The sequence below is a fragment of the Longimicrobium sp. genome (genome assembly GCF_036387355.1).
Lineage (GTDB): Bacteria > Gemmatimonadota > Gemmatimonadetes > Longimicrobiales > Longimicrobiaceae > Longimicrobium.
This window is the reverse complement of record NZ_DASVTX010000265.1, coordinates 1-15,786: the sequence shown is the minus strand read 5'-3', so window position 1 is coordinate 15,786 and position 15,786 is coordinate 1. Positions and strand designations below refer to the sequence as shown.

General features: G+C 71.8%; 8 protein-coding genes and 1 pseudogene. All 9 read right to left on the bottom strand.

Annotated elements, in window-relative coordinates:
- Positions 1-1,252, bottom strand: a pseudogene (locus tag VF665_RS11460) (hypothetical protein); the annotation flags it as partial.
- A complete protein-coding gene (locus tag VF665_RS11455) occupies positions 1,249-3,486 on the bottom strand; it encodes a BamA/OMP85 family outer membrane protein (RefSeq protein WP_331053568.1) in 2,238 nt (745 codons plus the stop codon). The pseudogene VF665_RS11460 and the gene VF665_RS11455, both read right to left, overlap by 4 nt.
- A 336-nt stretch (positions 3,487-3,822) precedes the next feature.
- Positions 3,823-6,492, bottom strand: coding sequence for a PBP1A family penicillin-binding protein (locus VF665_RS11450; RefSeq protein WP_331053567.1), 2,670 nt, complete (start codon positions 6,490-6,492; stop codon positions 3,823-3,825).
- A 909-nt stretch (positions 6,493-7,401) separates the two neighbouring features.
- Positions 7,402-8,568, bottom strand: a complete 1,167-nt coding sequence (locus tag VF665_RS11445) for a saccharopine dehydrogenase family protein (RefSeq protein WP_331053566.1) — start codon at positions 8,566-8,568, stop codon at positions 7,402-7,404.
- 262 nt (positions 8,569-8,830) lie between these two features.
- Positions 8,831-9,145, bottom strand: coding sequence for a hypothetical protein (locus tag VF665_RS11440; RefSeq protein WP_331053565.1), 315 nt, complete (start codon positions 9,143-9,145; stop codon positions 8,831-8,833).
- A 181-nt stretch (positions 9,146-9,326) separates the two neighbouring features.
- Entirely contained in the window at positions 9,327-9,998 is a 672-nt protein-coding gene (locus VF665_RS11435) for an HAD-IA family hydrolase (RefSeq protein WP_331053564.1), read from the bottom strand.
- Between the two features lie 5 nt (positions 9,999-10,003).
- Positions 10,004-10,948 carry an alkaline phosphatase family protein gene (locus tag VF665_RS11430; RefSeq protein WP_331053563.1) on the bottom strand — a complete coding sequence of 315 codons (945 nt, stop codon included), beginning with the start codon at positions 10,946-10,948 and terminating at the stop codon, positions 10,004-10,006.
- 1,219 nt (positions 10,949-12,167) lie between these two features.
- A complete protein-coding gene (locus VF665_RS11425; protein WP_331053562.1) occupies positions 12,168-13,418 on the bottom strand; it encodes a lytic transglycosylase domain-containing protein in 1,251 nt (416 codons plus the stop codon).
- 275 nt (positions 13,419-13,693) lie between these two features.
- Complete coding sequence (locus VF665_RS11420; protein WP_331053561.1) at positions 13,694-15,253, bottom strand: phospholipase D-like domain-containing protein; 1,560 nt, start codon at positions 15,251-15,253, stop codon at positions 13,694-13,696.
- Positions 15,254-15,786 lie beyond the last annotated feature (533 nt).

Here is a 15,786-nt window from a genome sequence, read left to right as displayed (position 1 = left end):
CGCCGCGCACGGTGCCCAGCAGCGGCAGTTCATCCGCATAGCCCAGCGTTTCCAGGTCGCGCAGCCGCAGCGGGTCCAGGGTGATGCGCGTGTCGCTGAACACCGCTTCCTGGTTGGGCCCGGTCACCACCGTCATCCGCCCCGACGCGCGCGAGTCCAGCACGGCCAGCCGCATGTCGGTGATGCGCCACTGCGTCCGCCCGCCGCTCAGCGACCGCGCGGCCAGGTTGAAGCTCCCCGTGCCGCTGGCGGGGACGGGGATGCCCATCCCCGCCAGGTCCGCGAAGCCCAGCGGGTTGGCGCGCAGGTTCAGGTCGAACACGGGCCCGGCCTCGTCGAAGCGCACCCGCCCCGTCCCCGCGAAGAGCGAGTTGGGGGTGCGCAGCCGGTCGATGTCAAAGCGGATGGTCTTGTCGGGATCCGCCTGGATCCACCCGGCGAAGCCCTGGATGCGGGTGTCGGGGTTGCGGACGTTGGCCGTGAGCGACGAGAACTCCGTCCGCCAGCCGCCGTTGGGGCCGATGCGCACCAGCGGCAGGGTGGCGTCGATGTCCGTCAGCCAGTGGATGGTGTACTCGCGCCCGCGGAACCGCGTGCGCTCCGGCTGCTTGACGGAGGCGAACATCCCCGTGGGCGCGCCCCCCGCGTACGGCCGGGCGATGCGCGCGCGGCCGTCCACGATGCGCATGCCGCGGAAGTCGATGACGCGGCTGGGCTCCTCCTCCGCGCCGGGCCCGTTCAGCGGCTGCCCGGCGGCCTCGGCCTTGATGATGTCAAAGAAGTTCCAGTCGCCGTCGCCGCGCTGCACCAGCCGCGCGTAGGGGCGCTCCAGCACCACCTGGTCGATGACGATGGAGCCCTTTCCCGTCAGCGTCCGCGCGATCAGCCGGCCCCGGGCGATGGGGGCGCTCACAATGGTGTCGCCCGCCTTGTCCAGGAACGCCACCTGCCGCAGCAGAATGCGCAGGCTTCCGTCTTCCTCGATCTCCTCCAGCTCGAAGGCGTCTTCCGGCAGCCCCAGGCGCACGCGCACCTGCTCCTGCACCACCAGCGTGCGGGAGCGGTTCACGTACCAGAGCAGCACCGCCGCGGTGAGGGCGAAGCCCAGCAGCACGCCCAGCAGCAGCAGCCCCACGCGCCCCAGCCCGCGGCGGCGGCGCCGGCGCGGGTCCGCCGCCGAAGCCGCCCGGGCGGGGCGGCCGCGGCGGCGCGGCGGGGGGGGCGGAAGCTCCGGGGCGATGTCGTCGATCACAACGCGTTTCCTACCGACACCTGCAGGGTCAGCCGCTTCAGAAAGCCGCGGCGGTTGTCAGGCTGGTAGCGCAGCAGCAGCGGCTCGGGGAGCAGTTCGCCGCGCTCGTTGATGCCGTACAGCGGCCCCGGCTCCCGGCCGTAGGCGTTGTAGCCCACGTCGAGCCGAATGGGGCCCACGGGGGTGGCGAAGCGCCCGCCCACGCCCGGGGTGAAGCGGATCCCCGGCCGGGTGAGGGTGCTGTCGCGCGTGTCCCACACCTGCCCCGCGTCCAGGAACACGGCGCCGCGAAGCGACGGCCGGCGCAGCAGGGGGAGCGCCAGGGGAAAGTTCAGTTCCGCGCTGGCCAGCACCGTCCGCGTGCCGCCGGTGGACGAAGGGATGGTGTCCACCAGAATGCCGTCGTTGGACGTGCGGCGGGGGCGCACCACGTACACCGTGGGCCCCAGCTCGTTGAAGCGAAAGCCGCGCACCCCGGTGGGCCCGCCGCCGTAAAAGCGGCGCTCGGGGGGAATGTACCCCGTTTCCTCATTCAGCAGGCCGGTCAGAAAGGTGCCCGCCATCAGCCGGGCGCTCAGCACCAGGTCGCCGGCAATGCGGCGGTGCGCAATGCCGTCCGCGAACAGGCGCAGGTACTGGTCGTCCGAACCCAGGGCGGGCGAGGCGTAGTCCACCGTGGTGCGGAACTGGTGGCCGCCGCTGGGGAACGGGTCGATGCGCACGCGGCTCTGCGTGAGCCCCAGCGAAAGCGAGTTGCTCCACCGCGGGCGCTCCAGCGCGCGGATGTCCGCGGGGCGGCACACCTCAAAGGCGATGCAGAAGAAGTAGTCGCTGGCCCGGGTGCGGCCGCGCTGCACCTCCATGGTCAGCGAGGCCAGCGTCTGCGGCGCGATCTGCCGGACGATGCCCACCTGCCCGCCGGTGCCGTCGCGGACGTACAGGTCCAGCTCGCTGATCTGCTCGGTGAACAGGCCGGCCACCACGCTGGTCTGCGTGCCGAACAGCCGGGGCTGCAGAAAGTTGGCGGCCAGCCGGTAGTTGATCTGGTCCGCGATCAGCGAGTCCTGCGCGGTCTGCCGCCGGTCGGGGTTGAACGCGTTGCACAGGCTTTTTTCCAGCCCGTCCACCGGGCTGGCGACGCCCACCTTGGCCACGAGGCCGGTGAGCTCCAGCCGCCGCGCGCCCCCGATGAAGTTGCGGTCCAGGTGCGAGCCCTGCGCACGGAAGCAGTCACGGGTGGCGTATCCGCCGGCCACGTCCACGGCGTACCGCGGCGCCTCCACGATGCGGACGAGCACGGTGCTGCCGATGGTGTCGTTCTCCAGCTCCGCGCTGTCCGGCGTGAGCTGCAGCCGCTCGGGCGCCACCTCCACCGCGGCAAAGTTCACCAGCTCCAGGTCAAACAGGTTCCGCTGGCTGCGCACCAGGTCGGTGGCGCGCAGCGGCCTGCCCGTGCGGATGGCCATCTGCCGGCGCACCGTTTCCGGACTGAGCCGGTACAACCCCACGATGCGGATGCTGTCCACCACCACCACGGGGCCGGGCGCGGCGTTCAGTTCCACACGCGCCACGTCGGCGATGGTGTCGATCTCGTAATTGCGCAGCACCTGGGCGTACGCGTAGCCCTGGTTCAGCAGCCAGTTGCGAACGGTGTCCACGGAGGCGAGGAAGTCGATGCGCCGGAAGGGCTCGCCCTCGTCCAGCGGAATGGCCTCGCGGATGCGCTCGATCCCCTCGATGGAGTCCGCGCCGGTGATGAGCACGGAGGTGACGCTGACGCGGTCGCCGGGCTCGATGCGGAAGGTGACCTTGACGCCGTCGTCCGGCGCCTCGTCCACCAGGGGGAGCACGCGGGTGCCGTAGTAGCCCGCGTCGCGGTGCGCCAGCTGAATGCGGGCCACGTCGCGGCTCAGCACCCCCAGGTCCAGCTCGTACTTCTGCTCGCCGAAGCTGCCGATGCAGAAGGGCAGGATGCCCAGCGCGCGGCAGCGGGAGGGCTGGGTGGTGATCACCCGGCGCAGCGAGTCGGCGGGCACCACGAGGCTGTCGGCCTCAAAGTCCACCGAGCGCACCTCGCGCCCCTCGTACTGCGCAAACTGCGGCAGCGGGCCGGTGGCCGCGGCGCGGTTCCCCGCGCAGGCGGCCAGCCCGGCCAGCGCGCACAGCAGCGCGGCCGCCCGGGCCAGAAGGGCGCGCGGGCGGAGCCGGAGGGCGGAGGACGTCGGAACGGGCATCCGGTGTCGGTGCGGAGTGCATGCGGCGGCACGCCTCGTTCCCGGTGAGGGGGAACGGGGTGCCGCAAAGTCGTGGAACCGCGCGACGGAGCGGCCCACGCGGCAATCTACGCGCTGGCGGGCGCGCGGCAAACGCACAGCGCCGCCGCGGCTCAGCGGTTCTGAACCTGATCTGTCCGCGGAGAGCAGGATGCGGGCATAAACCAAAGTTCCCGGCGCATCCCTCGTGCCAGCTTCAACGGTGGATGACGCGCACCGCCCCGGCCCCGTCCGGCGCGGCAGTTCCGCCACTCCACGCGTCGAAGGCTGTCCCGCGCGGGAGACGACCGCCGTCCCCTACTCCGGCGCGGGGATGACCAGCGTGTCGCTCGGGGCACCCAGCCGGATGGTGTCGGCGGGGGCGGCGGGCTCCGGCGGCGGCGGATCCGCGGGGGCTTCCAGACGGATGGTGTCCGCCGGCTGGTCGCGCTCCGGACGCCGCGGCTCCGGCGCGGGCTCGTCCGGGCCTGGCTCATCCGGCGCGGTCTCGTCCGGCGCGACCGGCGGACCGGGCTCCGCTTCCCGCTCGCGGCTCCTCGCCGGCGGGCCGGCGTCGTCGCGCGCGGCGGCGTCCCCGCCGGCGGCGCGGCGTACGCGGGCGCGCAGCTGGTCCCACGCGTCGCGCGCCCACTCGCCCGCGGCGGTGCGGGCGCTCTCCCACGCGCGGCGCCACCACGGCTCGTCGTTCCGGCGCGAGCCGCGCGGGCAGATGCCGCCGGGGACGTGGGCGCGCAGAAAGTACTCCTGGTACGTTGCGCCCCGCGCGCGGCAGCCGGGCGCCACGACGCGGTCGCCGGCCAGCGCCACCGTGCGCCGGACCACGCTCCCCGGCGGGCGCCACGCCTCGGGCGCCTCCCCGCGCTCCGCCACGCGCATGATGCGCCCCCACACCGGCGCGGCGAGCGTGCCGCCCGAGCCGCTGGCGGTAATGGTGCGCGGCCGGTCGAAGCCGAACCACACCAGCCCCACGTGGTCCGGCGTCACGCCCACGAACCAGGCGTCCGTGGCCCCGTTGGTGGTCCCCGTCTTTCCCGCCGCGGGAATGCCCGGGCCCAGCGCCGCGCGCGCCGCGCTCCCCGTTCCCCCATCCACCACGCCGCGCATCAGCGAGGTGGTGACGAAGGCGACGCCGCGGTCCATCACCCGCCGTCGCCGGACGCCCACGCGCCAGAGCACGGCGCCCTCCGCGTTCTCCACGCGGACGATCCACCTGGGCTCCACGCGCACGCCCAGGGTGGCGAACGGGGTGTAGGCCCGCGCCAGTTCCATGGGCTGCAGCGCCGTGGCGCCGATGGCGATGGAGGGGAGGCGCGGGATGTCGCGGCTGATCCCGGCCCGACGCGCCACGTCGCCCACCTGCTGCAGCCCCGCGCGCTCGGCGAGTTTGACCGCGACGGTGTTGATGGATTGACGCAGCCCGGTGCGCACCGTCACGCTGCCACGGTAGCGCCCGTCAAAGTTGCGCGGCACCCACACCTCGCCGCCGGGAAGCGCGCGCCGCACGGTGTCGTCGATGATGCGATCCGTCGGATTGACGCCCGCCTGGATGGCGGCGGCGTAGACGAACGGCTTGAAGGCGGAGCCCGGCTGCCGCAGCCCCTGCGTGATGCGGTCAAAGCGCGACTCCTCCCACGAGCGTCCGCCGACCAGCGCCAGGACGTCGCCGCTGTGCGCGTCCATCACCACCGCCCCGCCCTGCAGGTACGGCGTCTCGCTTTCCCCGTCGTACTGCGCGCGGCGCGGACCGGTGAACCGGCCGAAGCGCCCGGCCTCCACCGCGCGCGCCTGCGCCTCGACCTGCCGCTCCGCCGCGGCCTGAATGGCGGGGTCCAGCGTGGTGTAGACGCGCACGCCGCCGTCGTACAGCGCGGGGCCGAGCTCCGCTTCCAGCGCGCGCCGCACCTGCTCCACAAAGTACGGCGCCCGCGTGGCGCGGCGGTTGTCCGGCTGCAGCCGCGCGAGGCGGACGGTCGCGCCCCTGGCCTCGCGCGCCACGTCCGGCGCGATGCGCCCCTGCGCGGCCATGAGCGAAAGGATCAGGTTGCGGCGGCGGACGGAGAGCGCCATGTCGCGCCGCGGGCTGTACCGCGTGGGTGCCTTGGGCAGGCCGGCGAGCAGGGCGGCTTCCGGCAGGGTGAGCGCGGAGGCGTGCTTGCCAAAGTAGACGCGGGCGGCGGACTCGATGCCGTACACGCCCTCGCCAAAATAGATGTTGTTCAGGTACGCCTGCAGGATGTCGCGCTTTCCGTAGTGCGCCTCGATCTCCCGCGCCACGCGGATCTCCAGCAGCTTGCGCCGGACGGTTCGGTCCGATGCGGGGAGGCGGTCGGGAAAGACGTTTCGCGCCACCTGCATGGTGATGGTGCTCGCTCCGGCCCCGCGCTGCCCGGGGATGAGGTTGCGAAGCGTCTGGGCGATGAAGCGCGGCCAGTGCACGCCGCCGTGCCGGTAGAAGTTCTGGTCTTCCACGGCGACGAACGCCTCGGGCGCCAGGCGCGGCAGGTCGTCGATGTCCACCACCGTCCAGCGCGTGGGCGACAGGTCCGCCAGCACGCCGCCGCGCGCGTCGAACACCCTGGCCGCGCCGCCGGGCTGCAGCGCGGCCAGGCGGCGCACGTCGGGGCAGCCGCGGAACCCGCAGCGCTGCCACCCAAACGCGGGCAGAAAGCCGAGCAGGGCGAACAGCGCCAGGATCCAGCGCCGGTGGAACGGATGCCGCAGCCCGCGCCCGCCCGCGCGGAAGCCGCCGCGGAGCGCCCGCCCCCCTGCGGAGAGGATCGCGGCAAAGAACAGGGCGTCGCGCTCCATCTGCTCGCTGAACCAGTCCGCCACCGCGGCGGGAACGCGCCGCGGCTCGGTGAACGGCATCCGCGCGCGGCGGCCCAGCGTGCGCAGCCCCTCGCGAAACGCGGGGAACCAGCCGGTGCGGTACACGTTCTCGGGGCGCGGAGGGCCGGGTTCGGGCATGCGGGCGGGCGGGTGGGGCGATGGTGGAGCGCGAGCCACGGTGCGGGGGCAGGTTCGGTGCCGGGGGCTGTGGGTGCCGTGTGGGCATGCAAGCACCCGCGTGGCGCCGGGCAAGTGCTGAGCGACTGAAGTCGCCGTAACAACGGCTGAAAGCCTCACGATACTGCTGTGAGGCTGCACCGGCTCGGGCGATAAGTTCGGCTCCCACCTTCGACCCGCTGATCGACTGAAGTCGCCGCAACAACGACGGAAAGTCCCCCCAAACGGACGGGGGGACTTCACCTGCACGGCGGCGGGGGGTCCGGCGTGGGTCTCGAGCATCCGTGGCGCGACCCAGCCTGAGCGGATGAATCCGCCGCTCTGAAAGCGGTAAGCCCCGACTCGTGGCCGCTGACGCGTCCACGATCGGGGCTTCAACCAACCCGGCGGACAGCCCGGCACGTGCCGCGGGCACCGGGGCCGCCGCTGCATTCCATGGCGGCCGACTTCAGTTGCTCGAGGTGCGGTTTTCACCGCCGGACAAGGCCGGCCACACGCACCGCCACCTCACCCGGTGCCGAACGGCTCCCACTCTCCCGCGGATCGGGTGGAGGGGGTTGGGGGGGAGGGGTCCCCTTCCAGCCGCATCGGCACCGACCAGATCGCACCGAGAGGTTGTTCTCCCCTCTCCGTGCGGCAGTTTGCACGGGGAGGGGCCGGGGGTGGGGCGCCGTTGGGGTGTGCCCCCTCTCCCACATCTGTTCGTGGGAGAGGGTGGACGCGTCTCAGCGCGGCCGGGTGAGGGCCACAGCCCGCGGCCGCGCCTCACCCCGCTTCCCACCGCCAGAGTTCCCCTGGAACGCAAACCGGCCGCCGCGAGCAAACTCGCGGCGGCCGGTTGTCATCCATCCAAAGAACTTCCCGGCAGAATCAGCGGAGGGCGCCCAGGGTCACGCGGCTTTCCTGGATCACCACGCCGCGCTCCGCCAGCGCCGCGATGTACTCGCGGGCGGGCATCGCCTCGTCGGGCGTCCACACGCCGGGCTTGATCTTGCCCTCCGCCTGCAGCGTACCCGTGATGGCCAGCGAAAATCCGGTCGTGCGCATCATGGCCGTGATGCCGGTGTCCGCGTCGTAGCGGTCCAGCAGGTCCCACCGCAGCAGCGTCTCCTCGCCGCGGTCGGTGCCCTCCACCTCCACGCGTAGCGCCACCAGGTCCGGGCTCTCCTTGTAGTCCTTGCGTAGCTTGGGGCCCACCGCGGCGATGAACATGTCGCGCGGCACCACCGGTACGCCCTTGACGTTCACCGGCTCCAGGTCAAACAGCCCCAGCTCGCGCAGCGCCTCCATCATCCGGGCGTGGCCCGGGTAGCGCAGCGTCTTGTACTCCATCGTGGGGATGCGCCCCTCGTACCGCTGCGCCATGGCGCTCAGCCCGCCCGCCGTGTGAAAGGCTTCCAGCGTGCCGGCGCCGTCAAAGTCCAGCTCCACGATTTCCGACAGCGCCTTGACCTGCGTCTGCCTGCCGTCGCGCAGCACCCACGAAAGCGTGGTGTAGTAGTCCAGCACGCCTTCCAGACTGTACACCACCTGGTAATTCAGCGGCGGCTGCGGCTTCTGCGGCAGGCCGCCCACGTAGATGCGCACGGCGCGCGTCTGGTCCAGCTGGCGGATGCCGTGCTCGGCCAGGATGTTCACCATCCCCGGCGCCAAGCCGCAGTCCGGAATGACGCTCACGCTGCCCGCCACCGCGCGGTCGTGCCCCTGCTTCTGCTGCAGCACGATGTCGGTGTTGCCGCCCAGGTCGCAGAAGTGCGAGCCCGCCTCCACCGCCAGGCTGGCGAGCGGCCCGTTGAAGTAGTACGGAAACGCGCTCATGGTGGCCGAAACGCCCTGCATCACGCGGCGCATGGCCTCGGGATCGTTGGCGTCCACGCGCACGGCGGTGAGGCGGCCGCCCGCCAGGTACGGGGCAAGAAACGCCGGAGGAGCGTCGACGTTCTGGTCGGCGATGACGACGTCGTGCTCTGTATGGGCGAGCAGGTCGTAGGCGCAGGCAGAGCCCTGAAGGCCCGCCCCCAGCACCAGCATCCGCATGTGCAGGACTCCGGAGTGTGATCAAGCGAAGCCGGTCCGCACTGCGCGTCCCGGAAAAAGGCCGGGCAAGATAGCGGAGCGGCCCGCCGCGCGCAAAAACCGCGCATCCGGGGCGGAAAAGGGTTCGCGCACAGCTTCGCCTCAGCAGGGCACCGAGCCACGCCCGAACGCACGAACCCGCCGCGGGAAGCCCGGCGGCGGGTCGTTTCTCCATCATGCCGCCGGTGCGTCGGAAAGCGCGCACCGGGCCGGCGGTGGACGGCTACTGGCCGGTGCTCCACGCCAGCTTCATGTCCGAACCCTCGGGGACCGAGTAGTACACGTTCACGTTGTCGGCATCCGGGATCTGCGTCCAGGCGTCCGGCGGCAGCGGCGTGCTGGGGTACGTGCCGTTGTTGCCGTACACGGCCACCACGTTGGGGCCCTGCGGCGAAAAATACAGGTACAGCGATCCGCCTTTCGGGTAGAAGCTGAGGTTTCCGCTTCCCGCGACGCTGGGGCCGAACTGGCCCTCGATCTTCACGCCGCTGAGCTGGGCGACGGAGGCGGGAACTCCCTGCGCAGTGGTCTCGGACATCGGCATACCTGTCGGATAAGGGGAGTGAAATGAACCGCGCTGCACTCTGCGCGAATTTCCTCCGCCCCGCAAGCAAGCATTCGTGTCGGATAACGAATCGCGAGAAGCTGATGGCCAGTCCCACGCATCCCCTGCGCGCCCTCCTGGAGGCGCGGCGGATGCGGGACCGGCCGGGCGCGGATCACCCTCCCGATTCGTCCAGCAGGCGCAGGATGTCGTGCTGCGCGTTCAGCATGAAGTCGGGTTTCGCGGCGACCAGGTCGTCGTGCGGAAACGGGCCCCAGAGCGCGGCGGCGGTGCGCGTGCCCGCCGCGCGCCCGGAGGCGATGTCGTGCGGCGAGTCGCCGATGAAGATCGCCTCGTCCGCCCCTACCCCCAGCCGCCGCAGCGCGACCTCCACCGGCTCCGGATGCGGCTTGGCGTGCGTTACGTCTTCCGGCGTAACGATCGCGTCAAAGTGCTCCACGATGCCGCACAGCTCCATTCCGCGCAGCGTGGCGCGGCGGTGCTTGCTGGTGACGATGGCCAGCAGATAGCCGCGCCGGTCCAGCTCGGCCACGATCTCCGCCGCGCCCCGGAAAGGCCGCAGCAGCTCGTCATGGATGCCGTCCTGGTGGTCGCGATAGGTATCCAGCATGGCCAGCGATTCCTCGTCGGACCGGCCGAAGCGGGCGAGCTGCGTTTCCAGCGGCGTGCCGAATCCGCTCAGCCACTCCTCGTCGGGCGGCACGTGGCCCAGGTGTGTGGCCATCGTATGCCGCCAGCAGCGCATGATGAGCTCGGTGCTGTCCGCCAGCGTGCCGTCAAAGTCGTACAGGACCGCCCGGATGGGGCGGCGGATGGGTTCAGTCACGAAAGTCAGCTTTGCTCCGCCTCGCGGGGCGGGTGAATGTGCAGCGCGTTCAGGATCGCGGGCGCCACGTCGGTGATGGCGCGGACGCCGGCGAACGCTTCGCGGCCGGGACCCATCGCAAGGACTGGCACCCGGTTGCGGGTGTGGCCGCCCCGCGCGTCCTCCAGGTTGCCGTGGTCGCTGGAAACGACCAGCAGCAGGTCCGGCGGCAGGGCCTCGGCGAGCGCGCCCAGAAAGCGGTCCAGCTTGCCGACGGCGGCGAGCCCCGCATCCAGCCCGCCGCGGTGGCCGCTGTAGTCCGTGTCGTAATGCGCGAACAGCGTCAGCTCCGCCTCCCCGGCGATGCGGGCCAGCGTGCGCGCGGCGTCCTCCGCCGTCACCTGCGGCACCTCGGCGCCCAGGTGCTCCGTCCACCGCTCGTGAGTGATGGACGACGCAACCGCGTCTCCGGCGAACAGTTCGGCCGCGCCGCGCACCAACGCGCCCACGGACTGCGCGACGAGCGGCGGCGCGGCAGGCCGGCGAAAGATGCGCGGATCGCCGCCGGCAAGCGGATACGCATTGGCGAAGGCCGTGCTGCGCCCCGCGTCCGCGGCGCGGCGCAGCAGGTTTTCGCGGGCGAGCATGGGCCGCAGGTCTGTGGGCACCCAGGGCCCGAAGTGCCGCCCGTACTCCGCCGCGGCGTTGCGCCCGGTGAGCAGCGCCGTCTGCCCCGTGCCGCTCTGGGGCGTGCCCTCCACCTCCATGGTGGCGTCCGCCGCCACGAGGACCGCGCGGTCCGAGACGATTCGGCCGTCTCCGTCCAACTGCTCGCGGACCGGGCGGCGCCCGCCGAGCAGCCCCGTGATCCCCGGCAGCGGCGCGGCGGCGAACGGGTTGTGCTCCGGGTCGCCCTCGCCGATGCCCACGCCATCCACAAAGACGAGCAGCGCGCGGCGCGGAGGGGTCACGGCGGTCTGCCCGGGTGCGGCGTGGGAGAGGATCGGCGGGCGGGAATGTAGGGTGAGGGCGGGACCCGCGCGACGGGGTTCGTGAAGTCTCCTCGGCCGCGCGGAGCGACTGAAGTCGCCGCGACAACGGCTGGAAGCCTCACGGTACTGCTGTGAGGCTGCATTGTGCGGGCGATGGTTCGGCGCGTGAGGGCGGGTTTCAGGGCGGCCCCCACCCGGGCTCGCATTACTCGCCCACCCTCCCCCAAAATAGACTGGGGGAGGGTTGTAGTGGGACGAATTTTCGGTGTGCGGAGCGCGGGGTGGCGCGGCCGCGGGCTCTCCGGAGCGAATGAATTCGCCGCAACAACGGCGGAAAGTCCCCCCAAACGGACGGGGGGACTTCACCTGCACACGGCGGAGGTTCCGGTGTCGCGCGCAGAGTTTTGCGCGCGGAGGGGTGTCCTGAGCGGATGAATCCGCCGCTCTGAAAGCGGTAAGCCCCGACTCGTGGCCGCTGACGCGTCCACGATCGAGGCTTCAACCGACCCGGCGGACGCCCCTGCGCGTGTCGCGTGCGCCGAAGCCGCGGATGCAGTCCGCGGAGGCGGACTTCGTGTTGGTACAGGTGTGGTTTCAACCGCCGGACGTAGGCCGGCCACACGCACCGCCACCTAACCTGTGCCGAACGGCTCCCCCGTTCCCGCGGAGCGGGTGGAGAGGGTTGGGGGAGGGGGCCCCTTCAGCCCCATCGGCACCATCCCAACCGCAGTGAAATGCAGTTCTCCCCTCGCCGTGCGGCTGTTTGCACGGGGAGGGGCCGGGGGAGGGGCCTGCGGAGCCCGCGTCGGGCGCCGAACCATCCCCCACGCCGAACGGCTCCCCCTCTCCCGCGGAGCGGGTGGAGGGGGCTGGGGGGAGGGGGCCTCCTTCGGCCGCATCGGCACCGTCCGAACCACACTGAAGTGCAGTGCTCCCCTCTCCGTGCGCAGTTTGCACGGGGAGGGGCCGGGGGAGGGGCGCAGTTGCCGTGTGCCCCCTCTCCCACATCTGTTCGTGGGAGAGGGTGGACGCGTCTCAGCGCGGACGGGTGAGGGCCACACCCCGCGGCCGCACCCCACCCCGCCCCGCATCCATCACCAGCATCTCCCGCACGAAAAACCGGCCGCCGCGATCTCTCGCGGCGGCCGGTCATCATCGCTCCAAATCCTTGCTGCCCTCCATCAACCGATCACGCGGATCAGGACGGGATCACCAGGCGCTGGCCAGGGCGAATGCGGGAGCGCGCTCCCATGCCGTTGGCGCGCCGCACCGCGTTCACCGACGTGTTGTTGCGGCGCGCGATGGTCCACAGCGACTCGCCCCTGCGCACCGTGTGGCGGCGAACCCGCGACGTGCGGCGCGCGGCCACCTGCCGCTGCTGCGCCGCCTTTCTGGACGCAACCCGGCGCTCGGCCGCCTTGCGCACGGCCACCTGCCGCTCCACCGCCCTGCGCGCCGCAACCTGGCGCGCCTCGGCCTGCGCGCGCGCCGCGGCTACCTGCTGCACCTGCGCGAAGTTGGCGGCGTAGCGCTCCACCCGGCCCTGCGGAACGCGCACCGGATACGCCTTCTTGCCCGGCGGCGTCATGGACCGCACCAGGTGCGGGTTCATCCGCTTCAGTTCCGCCTCACCCACGCCCACCGCCTCGGCCACCGTGGACAGGCGCGTTCCCGCCGGCACCTGCACCTCGTCCCACTCCAGCGGCACCCAGCGCTTCACGGTGCCCATGCCGTATTTGTGCGGCTCCTTGCCGATCAGCGCGGCGGCCACCATCAGCGGCACGTACTCGCGCGTCTCGCGCGGCAGGCGGCTGCGGATGCGCCAGAAGTCGGCGTCGCGCCCGCGCTGCTTGCCGGTGACGTCGCGCATGGCCCGGGCAACGCGATTTTCGCCGGTGTTGTATGCGGCGGCGGCCAGGTACCAGGAGCCGAACTGCCCGTGCAGGTCCGTCAGGTAGCGCAGCGCGGCGTCGGTGCTCTTTTCCGGATGGCGGCGCTCGTCCACGTAGCCGTCCACGCGCAGGCCGTAGCGCTCGCCGGTTCCTTCAATGAACTGCCACAGCCCCACCGCCTGCGCATGGCTGCGCGCCGTGGGGTTGAAGCCGCTCTCGATCATGGAAAGGTAGAGCAGGTCTTCGGGCATCCCCCGTTCGCGCAGCTTGCCGCGGATCATGCCTTCGTAGCGGCCGGAGCGCTTGAGGTACAGCGCCATGCGGTCCTGCTGGCGGCGGCTGAACAGGGTGACGAACCGCTGCACCGGCGCGTTGCGCACCACCGGGATGTCCCAGGTCGCATCGGTCACCGCCGCGGCGGCTTCGGACACGAACCCTTCGTCCTGGGCGGCCGCCGCGGCGATCTCCGGCCCGTCCTGGCGCTTGCGATCGGCGGAAGCGGCTCCAAGAACACACCCGATCAGTACGGCGACGGGCAGTGCAGACCTGAACTCCATTCGATCTCCTTCTGCTGGCGCGAGTGCTTTCTGAATGCTGCCGAGCGCGCGCGTGGCGCTTTGGAAGGCGGGCCTGAAACCCACCGGACTGCGGAACCTGCGTTGGCTTGTTGTGCACGTAACGTAAACGCACACATAGGCTTAGTCAACCCGGCCACCCCAAAGTTCCGGATTCCCTGGTAGCTGGATGGCGGGCGAGAAGGCACCGGATGCATGAAAAAACGCCGCGTGCGGCGGCGTTGGAGAACGAACGAGGAGGGACAAAAACGAATGGATCAGCCGCCGCCGGGCGGGTCGTCGCGCGTGCGGACGCGAACGAAGGCGGCGATGCCCAGCAGGATGTACAGGATGGCGCTGGGCCACGCCAGCACGCGGGGAACCAGGAACCCCAGCACGCCCAGCCCGATCAGGATGACGCCCCAGACCGTCACCCATCCCGTATCTTCGCGCCCCACGGTGCGCTGCCCGATCAGCGCCCGCGCCAGTACGGAGGCGGCGCGGGCCAGACGGCCCAGGAAGCGCGCCATCTGGTTGCCGCGGTACGAGGCCTCGCGCGCGGCGCGGGCGGCCTCGCGCGCCCCCGCGGCCCCCTCGCCCTCCCGTTCGCGCAGCACGCGGTCGGTGTGGCGCCGCTCGCGGATGCCCAGCACGGGGACACGGGTGGACTGTACCAGCCCCACCTCCACCGACGATTCCAGGTCGCGCAGAAAAAGCGCCTCCATCTCCCCCGCGAACACCAGGTCCGTCACGGCGACGTCCATTTCCCAGTTCCCCAGCAGCGACGCCAGGTTCAGGTTGCTGGAACCCACGCGCGACCAGAACCCGTCCGCCACCGTGGTCTTGGCGTGGATCATGGGGCCTTCCCACTCGAAGAGCCGCACCCCCGCCTCCAGCAGCGGCCGGTAGCCGGCGCGCGACATTCCCCCCACGATGGGCCAGTTGTTGTGCGCGGGAACCAGGACGCGCACATCTACCCCGTCGCGCGCGGCGGCGGCCAGCGCCTCCGTCATGGCGGGGGGAAGGACGAAGTACGGGTCAGTGATCCACAGCCGCCGCTCGACGCCCACCGCCACAAACTGGCTGATGCGGTAGATGCGCGAGCGTCCCGGCTCGCCTTCCACCACGCGGACGGCCACGTTGCCCACGGTGCGCGCGCCGCGGGGATCGGGGATTTCGTCTCGCGGAAGCGCGCCGCCGGCCGCCGTCCACGTACGCCCGAACGCCCGGTCAATGACGGCCGCGACTGGACCGCGAAACTCCACGCCGGTGTCGCGCCAGGGCGGAATGCCGGCATCGGGGTCGCCCGCCCACTCGTCGCCGATGCACATGCCGGAGACAGAGGCCCAGGTGCCGTCCACCGCCACCACCTTGCGGTGGTCGCGGCGAATGTAGTTGAGCGGGTCGGAGAACGAGGGCGGGGCAAACGCGCGCACCTCCACCCCGGCGTCGCGCATGGGCTTCCAGAAGCGGCCGGGCGTGGCCCAGCACCCAACCCAGTCGTACAGCACCCGCACGCGCACCCCGGCGCGCGCGCGCTCGCACAGCGCGTCGCGAAAGCGCCGCCCGATGCCGTCGTCGCGGATGATGTAGTTTTCCAGGTGCACGTACTGCTCGGCACGGGCGATGGCGTCCAGCCAGGCGCGGAACGCCTGGGTGCCGTCGCTGAGCAGGCGCGCCGTGTTGCCCCGCACCTGCTCGGCGTCGCTGGCGCGCAGCATGGCGCGCTCGGCCATGCGCAGCATGACGCGCATGCTGCCGGCGGTGGTGAGCCCGCGGGTTCGCTGCGAGAGCGATTCCGCCAGGTCGGGACGAAGTTCGGGGGGCGCTTCGGGCACGTTGGAAGGGGTGTGGGTCCGCGGACCGCTTCGCAATCGCTCGGCCAGACGGATAATGGCGCCCCGGGCCGCACCGGGGAAGTGCGGCGGTTCCGTTAGTGGAGAATTACGGCGGAGATTCGGTGCGTGGCGGAGATCGGCGGCGGGCGCAGGCAGGCTGAGCGACTGAAGTCGCCGCAACAACAGCGGAAAGTCTCCCCAAACGGACGGGGAGACTTCACCTGCACGGTGGTTCGAGTGCCGGTGTGGGTCTCCCCTCCCCGTGCAAACTACGCACGGAGAGGGGCCGGGGCTGGGGCCTGCGGAGCCCGCGTCGGGCGCCGAACCACCCCCCACGCCGAACGGCTCCCCCTCTCCCGCGGAGCGGGTGGAGGGGGTTGGGGGGAGGGGGCTGGCCTGCCCCCCGTATTATGAACCAGCTAGAATGGGAGTCCACACTGCCCGAGGGGAGAGGAGGACTCATGAAGCAGGCGACATACACGTCCACGCAGATTGTGGGCATGCTGAAGGAAGCGGAAGCGCTGCTGTCCGCG

Excerpts from the sequence above, each read along its gene's own strand:
- VF665_RS11455 (WP_331053568.1), bottom strand. The coding sequence starts at position 3,486 with ATGCCCGTTCCGACGTCCTCCGCCCTCCGGCTCCGCCCGCGCGCCCTT.
- VF665_RS11450 (WP_331053567.1), bottom strand. The coding sequence starts at position 6,492 with ATGCCCGAACCCGGCCCTCCGCGCCCCGAGAACGTGTACCGCACCGGC.
- VF665_RS11445 (WP_331053566.1), bottom strand. The coding sequence starts at position 8,568 with ATGCGGATGCTGGTGCTGGGGGCGGGCCTTCAGGGCTCTGCCTGCGCC.
- VF665_RS11440 (WP_331053565.1), bottom strand. The coding sequence starts at position 9,145 with ATGTCCGAGACCACTGCGCAGGGAGTTCCCGCCTCCGTCGCCCAGCTC.
- VF665_RS11425 (WP_331053562.1), bottom strand. The coding sequence starts at position 13,418 with ATGGAGTTCAGGTCTGCACTGCCCGTCGCCGTACTGATCGGGTGTGTT.